The 17,431-nt window shown below is 67.7% G+C and carries 14 protein-coding genes and 2 tRNA genes; 9 read left to right on the plus strand and 7 right to left on the minus strand.

All coding sequences use genetic code 11. The features are described 5' to 3' along the window. Positions 1–12: 12 nt before the first annotated feature. Positions 13–2,670: an aminopeptidase N gene (gene pepN / locus FJ887_RS06455; RefSeq protein WP_140955128.1), complete on the minus strand. Its 2,658-nt coding sequence runs from the start codon at positions 2,668–2,670 to the stop codon at positions 13–15. 162 nt (positions 2,671–2,832) lie between these two features. Here pepN and FJ887_RS06460 point away from each other — a divergent pair, with 162 nt between their 5' ends. The 3 genes from FJ887_RS06460 to FJ887_RS06470 all read left to right on the plus strand — a co-directional run bounded on the left by FJ887_RS06460 (position 2,833) and on the right by FJ887_RS06470 (position 5,094). Continuing rightward, positions 2,833–3,438, plus strand: coding sequence for a mycothiol-dependent nitroreductase Rv2466c family protein (locus tag FJ887_RS06460; RefSeq protein WP_137826322.1), 606 nt, complete (start codon positions 2,833–2,835; stop codon positions 3,436–3,438). Between the two features lie 73 nt (positions 3,439–3,511). Further along, the gene (locus tag FJ887_RS06465) at positions 3,512–3,985 is read left to right on the plus strand and encodes a ribose-5-phosphate isomerase (protein WP_137826333.1); all 474 of its coding nucleotides are present in this window, start codon (positions 3,512–3,514) and stop codon (positions 3,983–3,985) included. Next, positions 3,982–5,094, plus strand: a complete 1,113-nt coding sequence (locus FJ887_RS06470; RefSeq protein ID WP_140955127.1) for an alcohol dehydrogenase catalytic domain-containing protein — start codon at positions 3,982–3,984, stop codon at positions 5,092–5,094. The genes FJ887_RS06465 and FJ887_RS06470 overlap by 4 nt, the downstream gene beginning before the upstream one ends. 28 nt (positions 5,095–5,122) lie before the next feature. Here the strand turns inward: FJ887_RS06470 and FJ887_RS06475 are convergent, their stop codons facing one another. After that, a complete protein-coding gene (locus tag FJ887_RS06475) occupies positions 5,123–6,292 on the minus strand; it encodes a PQQ-dependent sugar dehydrogenase (protein WP_137826320.1) in 1,170 nt (389 codons plus the stop codon). Between the two features lie 139 nt (positions 6,293–6,431). After that, positions 6,432–6,505 (minus strand) — tRNA-Pro (locus tag FJ887_RS06480). Positions 6,506–6,628: 123 nt separating this feature from the next. Here FJ887_RS06480 and FJ887_RS06485 point away from each other — a divergent pair. From FJ887_RS06485 to FJ887_RS06510, 6 genes are all read left to right on the plus strand, one after another. Beyond that, positions 6,629–6,702: transfer RNA gene (locus tag FJ887_RS06485), tRNA-Gly, on the plus strand. 206 nt (positions 6,703–6,908) lie between these two features. After that, positions 6,909–8,285, plus strand: a complete 1,377-nt coding sequence (tig, locus tag FJ887_RS06490; RefSeq protein ID WP_137826319.1) for a trigger factor — start codon at positions 6,909–6,911, stop codon at positions 8,283–8,285. A 272-nt stretch (positions 8,286–8,557) separates the two neighbouring features. After that, positions 8,558–9,118 (plus strand): ATP-dependent Clp protease proteolytic subunit, encoded by a 561-nt coding sequence (locus FJ887_RS06495; RefSeq protein ID WP_137826332.1) that lies wholly within the window; start codon positions 8,558–8,560, stop codon positions 9,116–9,118. Positions 9,119–9,144: 26 nt separating this feature from the next. Further along, complete coding sequence (locus FJ887_RS06500) at positions 9,145–9,786, plus strand: ATP-dependent Clp protease proteolytic subunit (protein WP_137826318.1); 642 nt, start codon at positions 9,145–9,147, stop codon at positions 9,784–9,786. 265 nt (positions 9,787–10,051) lie between these two features. Continuing rightward, on the plus strand, positions 10,052–11,338 hold the full coding sequence (clpX, locus tag FJ887_RS06505) for an ATP-dependent Clp protease ATP-binding subunit ClpX (RefSeq protein WP_137826317.1): 1,287 nt from the start codon (positions 10,052–10,054) through the stop codon (positions 11,336–11,338). 16 nt (positions 11,339–11,354) lie between these two features. Continuing rightward, a complete protein-coding gene (locus tag FJ887_RS06510; RefSeq protein WP_140955126.1) occupies positions 11,355–12,641 on the plus strand; it encodes an MFS transporter in 1,287 nt (428 codons plus the stop codon). Positions 12,642–12,755: 114 nt separating this feature from the next. On the opposite strand, the gene FJ887_RS06515 is transcribed toward FJ887_RS06510, so the two are convergent. The 4 genes from FJ887_RS06515 to valS all read right to left on the minus strand — a co-directional run bounded on the left by FJ887_RS06515 (position 12,756) and on the right by valS (position 17,257). Next, entirely contained in the window at positions 12,756–13,163 is a 408-nt protein-coding gene (locus FJ887_RS06515) for an SRPBCC family protein (RefSeq protein ID WP_137826315.1), read from the minus strand. Continuing rightward, positions 13,156–13,509, minus strand: a complete 354-nt coding sequence (locus FJ887_RS06520) for an ArsR/SmtB family transcription factor (protein WP_137826314.1) — start codon at positions 13,507–13,509, stop codon at positions 13,156–13,158. Before FJ887_RS06520 ends, FJ887_RS06515 begins: the two co-directional genes overlap by 8 nt. Positions 13,510–13,693: 184 nt before the next feature. Next, entirely contained in the window at positions 13,694–14,383 is a 690-nt protein-coding gene (locus FJ887_RS06525; RefSeq protein WP_140955125.1) for an AIM24 family protein, read from the minus strand. Between the two features lie 231 nt (positions 14,384–14,614). Then, the gene (gene valS, locus FJ887_RS06530; RefSeq protein WP_137826312.1) at positions 14,615–17,257 is read right to left on the minus strand and encodes a valine--tRNA ligase; all 2,643 of its coding nucleotides are present in this window, start codon (positions 17,255–17,257) and stop codon (positions 14,615–14,617) included. Between the last annotated feature and the right edge of the window lie 174 nt (positions 17,258–17,431).

Below are 17,431 nucleotides of genomic sequence, written 5' to 3' on the forward strand. Positions count from 1 at the left end.
ATGCCCTCGAGCCTAGCGAGCGATCTTGGACGGGTCCTCAACCATGCTGGACGTCTCCTGAGCCGTCAGGGCCCGCTGCGCGTCGGCGAGGTTCTCCCGCATCAGCCGCAGCAGTCCCTTCGGCGCCGCCGGATGATCGGTCAGCCACGCCGTCGCCTGGGCCACGGTGTGGTCGGTGGCCGGCGGGAAGAGCCTGAGCGTCATCGTCTGTGCCATCTCGAGCGTCCGGGTCTCCCACCAGCCCGAGACCCGCTGGAAGTACTCGGTCGCGAAGTCGAGGAGGGGCGCCTCGGCGGCGATGAGCTCACCGGTGTCGGTCTGCAGTCCCATCGCGAACCCGGTGGCCAGGGCCCCGAGCTCAGAGTTCGGCAGGTCGACCTCGTCGATCATCCGGGTGAAGGCCTGCGACTTCGCCGCCGAGGTGGCCCTGGCGGCCCGTGCGGTCGCGGCCTGCCGCTGTCCGGTGGCGCTGGGATCCTCGGCGGCCATGTCCGCGATCGCGGACTCGGCGATCGCATCGTGGTTCGACAGCGCGATGAGCAGCTCCCACTTCAGGTCCGTGTCGATCGTGATGCCGCCGACCTCGGCGGCGTCGAGCCACTGCCGCAGCCCGTCGATCTGCGCCGGTGACTGGGCGTGCCGGATGACTCCGCGGAGGAACTGGAACGCCTGATCCGATCCGGCCGGGGCCGATGCGAAGAGCTCGCCGAGGCGGTCGGCGACGCGGGTGTGCGCCTGTGCCCGCTCGGCCGGCGGCAGGTAGGCCCCGACGGCCGTCTCGAGCTGGCGCATCTGCGTGAGCAGACCGGAGGAGTGGGTGATCGCCCCGAGGTGGTTGAGCAGGGTCTCGATGTAGACGCCGGCCGGCAGCTCGCCGTCGCGCACGGAGTCCCACAGGGTGCTGAGCACGATCAGCTGGGTGAGGGAATCGTCGAAGTCGCTCAGCCGCTCTGCCGCGACCCGCATGCTCTCGGGATCGAAGCGGACCTTCGCGTACGTGAGGTCGGCGTCGTTGACGACGATGACGTCGGGCTTGGGCAGTCCCACGGCCTCGGGCACGTCCGTCTCGGCGGAGTCGAGGTCGAGCGGGAAGGCATGCGTGCGCACGAGCCGGCCCTCCGCGTTCTCGGAGTAGAACCCGATCGCGAGGCGATGCGGACGCAGGGACGGCACCGGCTGGCCCTCGATGATCCACGGCTTCTGCGTCACCTGCAGGCGCGTGACGGTCTCGGACTCCTCGTCGGTGTCGGCGGGAGCGGTCTCGACGCTCGCTTCGATGAGGTTGACGCCGGACTCCTCGAGCCACAGCTTCGACCACGTCGCGAGGTCCCGTCCGCTCGTCGCCTCGAGTTCGCGCAGCAGGTCGTCAAGCTCCGTGTTCGCCCACGCATGCTTCTCGAAGTACTGGGCGAGTCCGGCGAAGAACTCGGCCCGGCCGACCCAGGCGACGAGCTGCTTGAGCACCGAGGCGCCCTTGGCATACGTGATGCCGTCGAAGTTGACCTCGACATCGGCAAGATCCTCGATGGGAGCGACGATCGGATGCGTGCTCGGCAGCTGATCCTGGCGGTAGGCCCACGACTTCTCGATCGTCGCGAACGTCGTCCACGCCTCGGTGTACTTCGTCGCCTCGGCTGTCGCGAGCGTCGACATGAACTCGGCGAAGGACTCGTTGAGCCAGAGGTCGTTCCACCACTTCATCGTCACGAGATCGCCGAACCACATGTGCGCGAGCTCGTGGAGGACGGTGACGGTGCGGCGCTCGACGAGGGCCTCGGTGGGACGGGAGCGGAAGATGTAGTTCTCGAGGATCGTCACGGCCCCGGCGTTCTCCATCGCCCCGGCGTTGAACTCGGGGACGAAGAGCTGATCGTACTTCTCGAACGGGTAGGGCACGCCGAACTCGCGTTCGAAGAACTCGAAGCCGGCGCGGGTGATCCTGAAGAGGGTGTCGGAGTCGAGGTATTCGAAGAGCGACTCCCGGCAGTAGAGGCCCAGCGGCACCGGCTGTCCGTCGGAGGAGACGAGTTCGGAGTGGACGCTGCGGTAGGGTCCGGCGATGATCGCGGTGATGTAGGAGGAGATCGGCGTCGTCGGGGCGAACTGCCACACGGCCATGCCCTCGGCGGCCTCCTCGCCGAGGTCGGCGAAGGTCTCGGCCGGATCGCCGGGGGTCGGTGTCGGGGAGTTCGAGACGACCGTCCAGTGCTCGGGGGCGACGACGGTGAAGGAGAACGGGGCCTTGAGGTCGGGCTGTTCGAAGACGGGGAAGACGCGGCGGGCGTCGGGCACCTCGAACTGGGAGTAGAGGTAGACCTCGTCGTCGATCGGATCGACGAAGCGGTGGAGGCCCTCACCCGTGTTCATATAGGAGAAGTGGGCGTCGATGACGAGCTCGTTCTCCGCCGCGAGTCCCGGCAGGGTGATGCGGGAGGGGGCGACGACCTCGGCGAGTTCGAGGTCGAGGCCGTTGAGCACGATCCGTTCGACGCTCGCGGTGATCGCGTCGATGAAGGTCGTCGCATCCGGATCGGCGGTGAAGCGGATCCGGGACCGCACCCGGAACGAGTCCCCGCGACCGGTGAGGATGAGCGTGTGCTCGTAGCTCGTGACGTCAATGTGGGACGACCGCGAACGTGCTTCGTCGCGGGTGAGGTTGTATTGGGGCACTGTCTGGCGACCTCCGCATCAAGTCATGTGTACTGTCGTCATTCTGTCATGAACGCCGTGCGATCTCGGCTACGAGGACGCGGTGGGCCGGGGCGCGCGGAGTTGGTAGATTGGCACAGTGACCAGGGCGCTGCGGCGCACCCCTGCCGATGAGGAGCGAGAATGAGCAGAGAAACCCTTGACCTGTGGTTCGACACGGCGTGCCCGTGGGCGTGGATGACGTCCCGGTGGGGACTCGAGGTCGCGAAGGTCCGCGACGTCGACGTCCGCTTCCATCCGATGAGCCTCAACATCCTCAACCGCGGCAAGGACCTCCCCGAGGACTACCGGGAGCTCATCGACCGCACCCTGGGTCCGATGCGCGTCGTCACCGCCGCGATCGCCGAGCACGGCGAGGAGATCGCCGAGCCGCTCTACACCGCGATCGGCACCCGCATCCACCCCGGTGGGGAACAGGACTTCGACAAGGCCGTCGCCGAGGCGCTCGCTGAGCTCGATCTGCCCGCCGAACTCCTCGACTACGCCGAGCGCGACGACTACGACGCCGCGCTGCAGGCTTCCCACGACGAGGCGATGGCCCTCGTCGGCGACGACGTCGGCACCCCGATCTGCCGGGTCGCCGGCACCGCGTTCTTCGGTCCCGTCGTCACCCCGGCCCCGCAGGGCGAGGATGCCGGGCGCCTCTTCGACGGCGTCGTCGCCGTCGCCTCGACGCCGGGCTTCTTCGAACTCAAGCGCACCCGCGACCAGGGTCCGATCTTCGACTGAGGCTCTGCCCACAGCTCTGTCCGCTGCACTGTCCACGACCAGCGAGCTCACCACCCCTGACGAAAGGCACATGATGAAGGTTCACCTCGGCACCGACCACGCCGGGTACGAGTTCAAAGAGGTCCTCAAGGGCCACCTCGGCGAGGAGGGCTACGAGGTCGTCGACCACGGGGCACTCGAGTACGACGCGCTCGACGACTATCCGGCGTTCTGCATCGCCGCGGCTCAGGCCGTCGTCGACGACCGCGCCGCGGGCCTCGACTCGCTCGGCGTCGTCATCGGCGGGTCGGGCAACGGGGAGCAGATGGCGGCCAACCTCGTCACCGGCGCCAGGGCCGCACTCGCGTGGAACCCGGAGATCGCGCAGCTCGCCCGTGAGCACAACGATGCGCAGATCGTCGCCGTCGGCGCCCGCCAGCATTCCGAGGCCGATGCGATCGCCATCGTCGACGCGTTCCTCACCACCCCCTTCTCCGGTGATGACCGCCATGCCCGCCGGATCGGGATCATGGCCGCCTACGAGACCGAGGGTCAGGCCGGACTGTGAGGATCCGGGGCGCGGTGCTGCGCGAGGCAGAGCGTGACCGGCCGTATGCGGAGTCATCTCCGCTCACGGTCGAGGAGCTCGACCTCGACGCCCCGGGCCCCGGGGAGATCCGCATCCGGCTGACCGCGGCCGGGGTGTGCCACTCCGACCTCTCCGTCGTCGACGGGAACCGGCCCAGGCCGCTGCCGATGCTGCTCGGCCATGAGGGCGCGGGCATCGTCGAGGCCCTCGGCGACGGCGTCGACGACCTCGAGATCGGCGATCAGGTCGTCACCGTGTTCCTGCCGCGCTGCGGGGTCTGCCGCAACTGCCTCACCGACGGGAAGCTGCCGTGCCTGCCCGGGAGCGCGACGAACGCCGCAGGCACCCTGCCCTTCGACGGCCACAAGGTCAGACTCCACGATGCCTCCGGCGCCGAGGTGCTCCACCACCTCGGCGTCTCCGTCTTCGCCACGCATGCCGTGGTCAACCGCGCCTCCGTCGTGCCCGTCGGCCATGATGTGCCGGCCCCGATCGCCGCGGTCCTCGGCTGCGCGGTGCTCACCGGCGGGGGAGCGGTCCTCAACGCCGGCGCCCCGGGACCCGACGACGAGGTGATGATCGTCGGCCTCGGCGGGGTCGGGATGGCCGCGCTCATCACGGCGCTGTCGATCGAGACCGCCGGGGTCATCGGCGTCGACGCGAACCCGGAGAAGCTCGAGCATGCGCGAAGGCTCGGTGCGGTCGAGGTCTGGACGCCCGAGGAGCTCGGAGACCGGACGGCACCGATCGTCGTCGAATGCGTCGGCCATCCCCGCGCCTTCGAAACCGCCTTCACCGCGACCGCCGTGGGCGGAACCACTGTGACCGTGGGCCTGCCTGCTCCGGACGCCGAGGCCCGCATCACCCCGGTGACGCTGACCGCCGAGGCGCGCACCGTCATCGGCTCCTACCTCGGGTCGGCCGTGCCGGCCCGCGACATCCCGATCTACGCGCAGCTGTGGCGCGAGGGCCGGCTGCCCGTCGAGGAGCTCATCACCGAGACCGTCGCCCTCGACGACATCAACTCCGCGTTCGACGCGCTGGCCGCCGGCACCGTCATCCGCCAGGTCATCGACTTCGAGCGCTGAGGCACGCTCCCTGCGGCGGGGCGGCCGCTCAGTCCGGTGCCGGGATGCGGATGATCCGATCGTCGCCGGGACCCGGATCCCCGCGCCCGTCGGTGTTGTTCGTCAGCATCCAGATCTCCCCGGTCGGGGTCGTGACGACGTCGCGGAGGCGACCGTATTCGCCGTCATAGAACGTCCGCGACTGCGAGAGGTCGGTGACCGGAACCTCGCGCAGCGTCGCACCGCGGAGATTGGCGATGAGGATCGAATCGCCGGTGATCGTCATGCCGCTCGGACTCGCCTCCGCCGGAGCCCACTGCTGGACCGGATCGACGAAGTCCCCGCCCTCCCCGGGATCGGCCATGCCCTCGACCTCGGGCCAGCCGTAGTTCGCTCCCGGTTCGATGACGTTGAGCTCGTCCCACGCGTTCTGCCCGAACTCGCTGGCATACATCGTCCCGTCCTCGTCCCAGCTCAGCCCCTGCGGATTGCGGTGGCCGTAGGAATAGACGTACGACCCGTCGAACGGGTTGTCCTCGGGCACCGCACCGTCGGGGGTCAGCCGCAGGATCTTGCCCGACAGAGCGGCCCGGTCCTGCGCCGACGCGCTTTCCCCGGCATCGCCGGCCGTGGCGTAGAGCATGCCGTCGGGTCCGAAGGCGAGCCGGCCGCCGTTGTGCGTGGTGCCCGCCGGGATGCCGTCGAGGAGCACCTCGGGCTCCCCGAGTCCGAGGCCTCCGGGGTCGCCGGTGAGCGGGAAGCGGACGATGCGGTTGCCGTCTGCGGCCGTGAAGTAGGAGTAGAGGACGTCGTCGGCGACGGCGAGGCCGAGCAGACCGCCCTCGCCGGCGGCGGCGACATCGGGCACGGTGCCGACCTCCCGGACCTGCGCGGGACGGTCGGCGGAGAGTTCGAGGATCCGTCCCGTATCGCGTTCGGACACGAGCGGAGAGCTGCCGGCGAAGGCGATCGACCACGGTGCCGCGAGGTTCTCGGCGACGACCTCGGGGGCGGTGAGCGGCGGGGGAGACCCGGTCTCTGTACTCGGTGCCGGCGATGAGGTGAACGCCGAGGTGGCCGGCGCCGAGCTCGGGTCATCACCGGCAGTGCAGGCACTGAGGGCGAGACCGACGGCGGCCCCGAGTGCGGTCAGACGCACGGTGCGCGTCCGCGTGCGCAGTCGTGAGAGCGGGGTCGGGTGCGGGGGCAGCGGCGCCATGGCGGGTCCTTCCTGGATCCGGTCGGGACACCATTGTCGCGAACCTCCCTGCCGCGGGTCGAGCCGCAAACCGTCCAATGGGAACGGGGCGCATGCAGAAGAGCCGCCCTGACCTGCAGGTCAGGGCGGCTCTCGATCGTCGGGATGACAGGATTTGAACCTGCGACCCTCTGTTCCCAAAACAGATGCGCTACCAAGCTGCGCCACATCCCGCGACACTCAATCTAACCACATCCGCAGGCGCCGTCCCAACGACGCTCGCACCCTGTGACACACGTCATGAAAGCCCGATTTGGCCCGTGCCGACGACCTCGGATATAGTCATATTCGCAACACGGGGATGTAGCTCAATGGTAGAGCCTCAGTCTTCCAAACTGATGGTGCGGGTTCGATTCCCGTCATCCCCTCCACCGGCCGGTCGGACCCTCGTGGTTCGGCCGGTTTTCTCGTCTGCGCGACCACCTCGGCGCTTTTCGTGTTTTGGCTTGCGTTTCGCGTAGGATGGGTGACTGCATCTCAAAAGGACATGGTCCATGTCCGATCCCTCAGCGGTCCCACGGCTGACGAACCGTCGTGTCGACTGCGAGCATGATTGTCGATTCTGAAAGGTCCCACTGTGAAGAGCTCCGTCGAGCAACTCGACCCGACCCGGGTCAAGATCAGCGTGGAAGTCCCATACGCCGAACTCAAGCCGAGCGTCGACGAGGCCTACAAGACCATCGGTTCCCAGGTCAACGTCCCCGGGTTCCGTCAGGGCAAGGTCCCCACGCGCATCATCGACCAGCGCGTCGGCCGCCCCACCGTGATCCAGGAAGCGATCAACAACGGACTCGACGGGTTCTACCGTGACGCTGTGGAAGCCAACGATCTCAAGCCGCTCGGCCAGCCCGAGGTCGAGATCTCCGAGGTTCCCGGTCTCGACGGCACCGAGGACGGCGACCTCGTCTTCACCGTCGACGTCGACGTGCGTCCCGAGATCACGCTGCCCGCCTACGACTCGATCACCGTCGAGGTCGACCCCATCGAGGTCACCGACGCCGACGTCGACAACGAACTCGAGCAGCTGCGCTCGCGCTTCGGCACCCTGACCTCCGTCGACCGTCCGGCGGCCAAGGACGACTTCGTCACCCTCGACCTCGTCGCGAAGATCGACGACGAGGAGATCGACTCGGCCTCCGACATCTCCTACCAGGTGGGCGCCGGCACCATGCTCGACGGCATGGACGAAGCCCTCGAGGGTCTCTCGGCCGACGAGTCGACGACCTTCTCGACGACGTTCGCCGGCGGCGAGCACGAGGGCGAGTCGGGCACCGTGACCGTCACCCTCAAGGCCGTCAAGGAGCGCGAACTGCCCGAGGCCGACGACGACTTCGCGCAGCTGGCCAGCGAGTTCGACACCATCGACGAGCTCCGTGAGGACCTCAAGGTCCAGGCCGGCAAGCAGAAGGAGTTCGCGCAGGGCGCCGAGGCGCGCGACAAGGTCCTCGAAGCGATCATCGAGGCCGTCGACGTGCCGGTGCCCGCGAAGATCGTCACCGACGAGGTCGAGCGCCACCTCGAATCCGAGAACCGCGTCGACGACGATGAGCACCGCAAGGAGGTCACCGAGGAGACCGAGCGCAACCTGCGCACGCAGTTCGTCCTCGATGCCATCGCCGAGGCCGAAGAGGTCGAGGTCACCCAGCCCGAGCTCATCGAGTACCTCATCTCCGCCTCGCAGCAGTACGGCATGAACCCGAACGAGTTCGCGCAGATGCTCGACAACTCCGGCCAGGTCAACGCCCTCGTCGGTGAGGTCTCGCGCCGCAAGGCCCTCGCCGCGGCGCTGGCCGGTGCCGTCGTCAAGGACACCGACGGCAACGTCGTCGACATGGAGGAGTTCACCTCTCCTGCCGACGACTCCGCCGAGACCGTCTCCGCTGACGATGCTGAGGCCGACGACGCCGACGAGACCGTCGCCGAGGATGCGAAGGCCGACGCCGACGAGAAGTGAGCTTTCGTCACGCAGGCCGACAGCTGCCTCGGCGAGGGTCTGCTGACTGAGCACCGCTGACAACGGCGGGCACGGGATGACCGTGCCCGCCGTTTCGCGCATTCAGCCGCGGATCGCAGCCTTTCACGCTGAGGGCGAACACGGCTGATCGGGGGGACTAAAACCTGCGGCGCACCAGTTAGAGTCCATAGCAAGCCAATCTAGACCAACAGGAGAGAAACGTGAGCGCACAGAACACGACAGCGCCCGTCGGCCTCGACGCCGGTGGGGGAATGGGCCTCGACGACCACATCTTCAACCGTCTGCTCAAGGAGCGGATCATCTGGCTCGGCTCGGAGGTCCGTGACGACAACGCCAACGCGATCTGCGCGCAGATGATGCTGCTGGCGGCTGAGGACCCGGATTCCGACATCTGGCTCTACATCAACTCGCCCGGCGGCTCGGTCACCGCGGGCATGGCGATCTACGACACGATGCAGTACATCAAGCCGGACGTCGCGACCGTCGCGATGGGCATGGCCGCGTCGATGGGACAGTTCCTGCTGTCCTCCGGTGCCAAGGGCAAGCGCTACGCGACCCCGCACGCGCGCATCCTCATGCACCAGCCGCTCGGCGGCATCGGCGGCACGGCCACGGACATCAAGATCCAGGCCGAGCTCATCCTCCACATGAAGAAGCAGATGGCCGAGCTGACCGCCGAGCAGACCGGCAAGTCGCTCGAGCAGATCCTCAAGGACAACGACCGCGACCACTGGTTCACCGCCGAGGAAGCCCTCGAATACGGCTTCATCGACGACGTCGTGACCCAGGCGTCCGAAGTCAACGACAAGTGACGGGGAGACAGGGAAGAATGAACTCAATGAATCTCATGCCAGGATCGACCGCCGGCCAGATGCCGGTGTCGCGCTACGTCATGCCGCAGTTCGAAGAGCGCACGCCGTACGGCTTCAAGCGTCAGGACCCCTACACGAAGCTGTTCGAGGATCGCGTGATCTTCCTCGGCGTGCAGGTCGATGACACGAGCGCCGATGACATCATGGCGCAGCTGCTCGTCCTCGAATCGCAGGACCCCGACCGCGACATCACCCTCTACATCAACTCGCCCGGCGGCTCGTTCACCGCGCTGACCGCAATCTACGACACGATGCAGTACATCAAGCCGGAGATCCAGACGGTGTGCCTGGGCCAGGCGGCCTCCGCCGCGGCCGTGCTGCTCGCCGCCGGCACCCCCGGCAAGCGACTCGCGCTGCCCAACGCCCGCGTCCTCATCCACCAGCCCTCGATGCAGGGCCAGGGGCAGGGCCAGGCCTCGGACATCGAGATCCAGGCCGCCGAGGTGCTGCGCATGCGCCAGTGGCTCGAGGCGACGCTGTCGAAGCACTCGAACAAGACCGAGGAGCAGGTGTCGAACGACATCGAACGCGACCTCTTCCTCACCGCCGAGCAGGCGAAGGACTACGGTCTCGTCGACCAGGTGCTCACCTCCCGCAAGGGAGCCTGAGTCCGGCAGTCAGCGGGCCCGGACGGTGACAGCCGTCCGGGCCCGCTGGCGTCTCGGCGTCTCGGCGTCTCGGCAGGGAGATCCGCCGAGCCGGGTGCCGGAGGGCGATCGTTGGTGGTGGTCCGCGGGGCGGTCGACGGGACCGTTCCGACACACCGTATGACCCCGCGCAGGCGCTGCGTCAGTGTCATATGGGAAGCTATTGAGGTACAGGAAACACGAGCGGTAGAGTTGGGGCGAGACGCCCTGGCGAAAGGTTGTGACAGTGGCTCGCAGTGCGGACGGAGCAGATCTGCTCAAATGTAACTTCTGTGGCAAGTCACAGAAGCAGGTGCGGAAACTCATCGCCGGACCTGGGGTGTACATCTGCGATGAATGCATCGGACTGTGCAACGAGATCATCGAAGAGGAGCTCAGCGAGTCGACGGCGGAGCACGCCGAACTCGAGCTGCCCAAGCCGCGGGAGATCTTCGACTTCCTCCACGAGTACGTCGTCGGTCAGGATCCCGCGAAGAAGGCCCTCTCCGTCGCTGTCTACAACCACTACAAGCGCATCCGCGCCCTCCAGGGCGGCGACGACGCGAAGACGCTGGGCAGCGCCGATTCCGAGGTCGAGATCTCGAAGTCGAACATCCTCCTCGTCGGCCCCACCGGCTCCGGCAAGACCTACCTCGCCCAGACTCTGGCGAAGCGCCTCAACGTGCCCTTCGCCGTCGCCGATGCCACCGCGCTGACCGAAGCCGGCTATGTCGGCGAGGATGTCGAGAACATCCTCCTCAAGCTCATCCAGGCCGCGGACTTCGACATCCAGCGCGCCGAGCACGGCATCATCTACATCGACGAGATCGACAAGATCGCCCGCAAGTCGGAGAACCCGTCGATCACCCGCGACGTCTCCGGTGAGGGCGTGCAGCAAGCGCTGCTGAAGATCCTCGAGGGCACGCAGGCCTCGGTGCCCCCGCAGGGCGGCCGCAAGCACCCGCACCAGGACTTCCTGCAGATCGACACGACGAACGTCCTCTTCATCGTCGCCGGCGCCTTCGCCGGGATGGAGGAGATCGTCGCCGGTCGCAAGGGCAAGCACGGCATCGGCTTCGGCGCCCTGCTCCAGTCGAAGAACGACGAGGAGGACCTCTACGCGGACATCCTGCCCGAGGATCTGCTCAAGTTCGGGCTCATCCCCGAGTTCATCGGCCGTCTGCCGGTGCTCGCGACCGTGTCCAACCTCGACCGGCCGGCACTCATGTCGATCCTCACCGAACCGAAGAACGCCCTGGTCAAGCAGTACCAGCGGATGTTCGAGTTCGACAACGTCGAACTCCGGTTCGAGACCGAGGCCCTCGAGGCGATCGCCGATCTCGCACTCCTGCGCGGCACCGGGGCCCGCGGACTGCGGTCGATCATGGAGGAAGTCCTCCAGCCGATCATGTTCGATGTGCCCTCCCGTGAGGACGTCGCCGAGGTGGTCGTGACCAAGGACGTCGTCGAGAGCAACGTCGCCCCGACCCTCATCCCGCACGAGCAGACGCGGACGACGAAGAAGTCCGCGTGAGCGCTTCGCGCGCCGCATGAGGCTGTTCGCGGACACCAGACCGCTCAGATACGACAACTACCGCCGGCTGTGGCTGGCCAACATCGTCACCGTCCTCGGTACGCAGATGACCGTCGTCGCCATCCCGGCGCAGATCTTCCACATCACCGGGTCCTCCGGGTACGTCGGACTCAGCGGTGTCTTCGGGCTCGTCCCGCTCATCGTCTTCGGGCTCTGGGGAGGGTCGCTCGCCGATGTCATCGACCGGCGCAAGCTCCTCATCATCTCGACCGTCGGCCTCATCATCACGAGTGCGCTGCTCGCGTTCCTCGCCGTCATCCAGATCGACAACGTGTGGGTGCTGCTCAGCGTGTTCGCGATGCAGCAGGCCTTCTTCGGGCTCAACCAACCCGCCCGCGGGGCGCTGCTGCCGACGATCGTGCCGCTGGCACTGCTGCCGGCGGCGAACTCGCTCAACATGACGGTCGCGACACTCGGGGCGGTCGCCGGTCCCGTCATCGGCGGGGCGCTCATTCCGGTCTTCGGCTACCAGATGCTCTACATCCTCGACGCCCTCTTCCTCGCGACCACGCTCTACGCCGTGGTCAGGCTTCCCCCGCTCGTGCCGGGGAAGCAGCCGGACACGCGCTCGGGGTTCAAGGGCGTCGTCGACGGGTTCCGGTACCTCGGGACGAACACCGTCGTCATGGTCTCGCTCCTCGTCGACGTCATCGCCATGGTCTTCGGCATGCCCCGCGCCCTGTTCCCGCAGATCGCGACCGAGACCTTCGGCGGTCCGCCCGAGGGCGGCATCGTCTTCTCCCTCCTCTTCGCAGCGCTGGCCGCCGGCAGTGCCCTGGCCGGGATCTTCTCCGGGTGGGTCTCGAAGGTCGAACGCCAGGGGCTCGCCGTCATCGTCGCGATCATCGTCTGGGGCGCGGCGATGACGATCTTCGGACTCGCGCTGCCGTTCGCGAGCGGATTCTGGACGGCCGCGCTCATCGTCGCGCTCTTCGGCCTCGCACTCGGCGGGGGAGCGGACATCATCTCCGCCGCCTTCCGGTCGACGATGCTCCAGGAGGCTGCGAGCGATGACATGCGCGGGCGGATGCAGGGCGTGTTCATCGTCGTCGTCGCCGGAGGACCGCGCATCGCCGACATCGTCCACGGCTATGCCGCCGAGGCGACCACGACGACGATCGCCTCGGCCGGCGGCGGCATCGCCGTCATCGTGCTCGTCCTCATCTGCGCGGCAGTGTTCCCGGCGTTCCGGCGCTACCGTGTCGAACGGGGTGGGGCGGACGAGACGCGCGCGGTGGCCTGAGCCGCCGGCTCCCGGTCATGTGCGGGAAGGCAGGGGATCGCCTCGGGGCGGCTGGCCGGGGTTGCGCTGGTGAAGGATCGGCGGGGGACCGCCTCGGCGATCACACCTCGGCGATCACACCTCGGTGAGCGCGGACTCCATGGTCGCGAGGATGCCCGGCCATCCCGATCCCATGCCCTTGTACGCCTGCTGACCGAGCGGGGAGTCGACGTCGAGACCGGAATGGGCGAGGAACAGTCGCGTGCCCGTGCCCTCGGGTTCGATGGTCCAGGTCAGGGTCGAGTCGAGGCTGCCCTCGGCGAAGGTGAAGGCGATGAGGCGTTCGGGTTCGACGCGGGTCACCGTGCACGGCTGCTCGCCGAAGCCGCCCATGTCGAGGGTGAAGGCGTGGCCGACCACCGGTGCGATGTCGCCGGGCGCCCACCAGCGCGCGAGCAGCTCGGGTTCGGTGAGTGCCCGCCATACGGTGTGCGGCGGGTGGGTGAGGAACTGGTCGACTTCGATGGTCCGTTCGTCAGTCATCGTTCGTCTCCGTTTCGGGGTCGGTGGGGGTGTCGGTTTCGGTGATGTCGTCGAGGGTGCGCGCCAGATCGCCGAGGCGGTCGCGCCAATACCGTTCGAAGGGGTGGAGCCATTCGCCGAGCTCGGCCAGTGGCGCCGGTTCGAGATGATAGATCCGTCGCTGACCCTGCGGTTCCTCGCGGACGAGGCCGGCGAGACGGAGGATCCGCAGATGCTCGGAGACCGCGGGCCGGCTGAGGTCGAAGAGCCCTGTCAGCTCGGTGACGGAGCGGGGTTCGTCGCGCACCGCCTCGAGGATCTCGCGGCGTATGGGGTTCGCAACGGCTGCGAAGACATCGGTGTTCACGCCCTCGAGGTTATGTCGGGAATATCCGACATGTCAAGAAGTTCCGACATATCGTTCCGGTGAGCGGCGGGCAGTGTGTGCGGATGCCGGTCAGGGCGCGTGAAAGCGCGGCGCGGCCGCCGGTGGGAACCGACGGCCGCGGGGGATGTGGTGCGGGGATGCGTGGAGCGGGTGGGGAGTGTGCTCAGGCCGGGGCCGAGTAGACGGCGTTCTCGGCCGGCTGGACGACGACGAAACCGGGTCCGTGGAAGGCGAGCTGGATCGATTCGCCGGAGCCGCGTCCGAAGAACGAGCCGACGCTGACGTCGGTCTTGATCTTCGGGGCCAGCGACGACGACCAGCAGACCGCGGACTGCGGATCGACGAAGGTGGGCTGCTGTGAGGCGTCGAGGACCATCGGGTCGCCCTTGCAGCAGATCGCCGCCGTGCCGGTGCCGCTGAGCTCGAGGTTGAAGAGACCCGAACCGCTCGCGAGCGCGCCGATGCCGCCCTTGATGCGCTTGATCTCCCAGTTGAGGGCGTCGTCGAAAGCGAGAAGGTTCGACGTGTTGACGGTCAGGGCGTCCTGCTGGCCTTCGAGGGACATCATGAAGATGTTCGAGGCTTCGCGGGCGAAGAACACCTCACCATTGCCCTCGACGCGCATGACGTTGCCGCCCTCGCCGGTGGCCGCCTTCTTCATGAACTGGCCGACCGACTTCGATCCCTGGTGGGAGAAGCGGACATCGCCCTGGTAGGCGACCATGGCGCCCTTCGTGGCGATCATCGGAGCGTCCGGCGTGATCACCGTGCGCAGCATCTTACTCGACTGCAGCGTCCACCGATCCCGGTTCTGGACCTCGGCGTTGCGCTGCGCAAAGAGCTCACTTCTCATGGTCTGTCATGCCTTTCAGTCAGGTCGGGACCGAGTGCCCCGGCGTCTGCGACGACTCCATGATATGTGGGTCACACCGGGATTCCGGGACGATTCGTGTGCTCATTTGGGAACAGGTCTCGCACCGAGGCGACCGCTGGGTGGCACCGAGGCGACTCCTGGGTGACGGCCGGCAAACGCAGAGAGGCGGGACCGGAAGCATGTCCCGGTCCCGCCTCGCGGCAGCGAACCTCAGGCCTGCGGTTCGAACTCGATGGCGGCGACGGTGATCTCGTCTCCGCCGACGTCGGTCGTCAGGCTCTGCACCCTCCCGGCGGCCTTGAGGTCGCCCTCCGCCGAGGCGACAGCGCCGGTGATCGCGGCCGGGGCTTCGATCGTCAGGCTGAGCACCGAGGTCTTCTGCGAGACCTTCGCCTCGGTCTTCGCACGACGGATCTCCGAGAGCACAGCGGCCACGGAGCGCAGCAGCTCGGGATCGGCGGCGCCGGCCTCGGCGAGCGTCGCCTCATCGGAGGGCCACGGCGCGCGGTGAACCGAACCGGTGCGCCACCACGACCAGACCTCCTCGGTGACGAACGGCATGAACGGGGCGAACAGGCGCAGCAGCACATCGAGCGCGGTGGCGAGGGTGACATGCGCCGAGAGCTGATCGGCCTCCCCGGCGGCACCGTACGAGCGGTCCTTGACGAGTTCGACGTAGTCGTCGGTGAACTCCCAGAAGAAGCTCTCGACCTCGCGCAGGGCGTGCGCGTAGTCATAGGCCTCCATGTGGGTGGTGGCGCCGGCCGCTACCTCGCCGAGGCGGGCGAGCAGGGCCCGATCGAGGTCATGGCTGACCGCATCGACCTGTCCGACGAGTCCGGCGTGCACGCCCTGCGCGAGCGCGAACTTCGAGGCGTTGAGCAGCTTCATCGCCAGGCGGCGGCCGATCTGCATCTGCGAGACGTCGTAGGCGGTGTCAGCGCCGAGCTTCGCACTCGCCGCCCAGTAGCGCACGGCGTCGGGACCGAACCCGGGCTTCGCCTCGGCGAGGATGTCCGAGGGCACGACGACGTTGCCCTTCGACTTCGACATCTTCTTCCGGTCGGGGTCGAGGATCCACCCGGACAGGCCCGCATGCTTCCACGGGGCGGCGTCGTTGAGCGAATTCGCCCGAACGACCGTGGAGAAGAGCCACGTGCGGATGATGTCGTGGCCCTGCGGCCGCAGATCGAACGGGAAGACGGTGTCGAAGAACTTCTCGTCCCGGCTCCACTTGCCCAGCAGCTGCGGGGTCAGCGACGACGTCGCCCACGTGTCGAGGACGTCGGGGTCGGCGGTGAAGCCGCCCGGCTGGTCACGCTGGTCTTCCGTGAAGCCCGCCGGCACCTCGGCGATCGGATCGACCGGCAGGTTCTCGGGCACGATCGGGTTCTCGTAGTCCGGGGTGCCGTCGGCATCGAGGCGGTACCACAGCGGGATCGGCACCCCGAAGTAGCGCTGGCGGGAGACGAGCCAGTCGCCGTTGAGGTTCTCCACCCAGTTCTCGTAGCGGGAGCGCATGAACGCCGGATGCCATTCGATCTCACGCCCGCGGGCGATGAGCTCGTCGCGCAGCTGCGCCGAGCGGCCGCCGTTGCGGATGTACCACTGGCGGGAGGTGACGACCTCGAGCGGCTTGTCGCCCTTCTCGTAGAACGGCACGGGATGGGTAATCGCCTCGATCTCGCCGACGAGGTCACCGGAGTCCCGGAGCATCTCCGCGATGTCCTTGCGGGCGGTGAATGTCGTCTTGCCCGCGAGCGCCTCGTAGTTGGCCACGGCATCGGGTTTCGGCGAGGCCGCGATCCACTCGGGCACCTCGAGGCCGAGGCGTCCGGCGCGGTTGACCACGGCCCGGGTGGGCAGGTCGAGCTCACGCCACCAGGTGACGTCGGTGAGGTCGCCGAACGTGCAGACCATGGCGATGCCCGTGCCCTTGTCGGACTTCGCGAGCTCGTGGGCCCGGACCTCGACCTCGACGCCGAAGAGCGGAGAGACGAAGGTCGTGCCGAAGTGCGGCTGGTAGCGCTCGTCGTCGGGGTGGGCGACGAGGGCGACGACGGCGGGAATGAGCTCCGGCCGTGAGGTGAGGATGATGATCGGATCCGCCGAGGTGTCGGCCAGTCCGTCGGCTCCGCGCGGGAAGAACTTCACCTTGTGGTAGGCGCCCTCCTTCTCCCGGTCCTCGAGTTCGGCCTGGGCGACGGCGGTGCCGAAGGACACGTCCCACATCGTCGGGGCATCCTGCGAGTACGCGTGCCCGCCGGCGAGGTCGGTGAGGAACGCCCGCTGGCTCACGGCCCGTGAGGTGTCGTCGATCGTCCGGTAGGTGTACTTCCAGTCCACGGACAGACCGGTCGAGCGGAAGAGGTCCTCGAAGATCTGCTCGTCCTCGGCCGAGAGGCGTTCGCAGAGTTCGATGAAGTTCCGGCGCGAGACACGCTCGAAGTCCCGAGAGTTCTTCGCCGGCTTGGCCGGGGGAGTGAAGTCGGCGTCGTAGGGCTGCGACGGGTCGCACGTCACGCCGTAGTAGTTCTGCACCCGACGCTCGGTCGGCAGGCCGTTGTCGTCCCAGCCGAGCGGGTAGAAGACGTTCTTGCCCCGCATGCGCTGGAAGCGGGCGATGATGTCCGTCTGCGTGTACGAGAAGACGTGACCGACATGGAGCGACCCGGAGGCCGTCGGCGGGGGAGTGTCGATCGAGTAGACCTGCTCCCGGTCCGTGTCGGCGTCGAAGGCGTAGACGTCGGACTCGCTCCAGGCGGCGTCCCACTTGTCGCGCAGGCCCTCGAGAGCCGGCTTGTCCGGCAGGTTCACAGACTCGTGCGTCGAGTCGGAATAGGCAGAGTTCATAGTTGTCGATTTTCCCACTCGCGGACCCAGGCGCCAAACCGGTCCCCGCGGCCTCTCCCGCGGTGAGCCGAACCGGTCGCCGCAGCGTGTCCGGCGGTGAATCGGGACGGGTGTCCGCGCAGTCTCGACAACCGTCGGTGAGTTGTGTCGACAACCGTCGGAGAATTGCCTGAA

Source organism: Brevibacterium sp. XM4083 (assembly GCF_006489205.2).
Classification (GTDB): domain Bacteria; phylum Actinomycetota; class Actinomycetes; order Actinomycetales; family Brevibacteriaceae; genus Brevibacterium.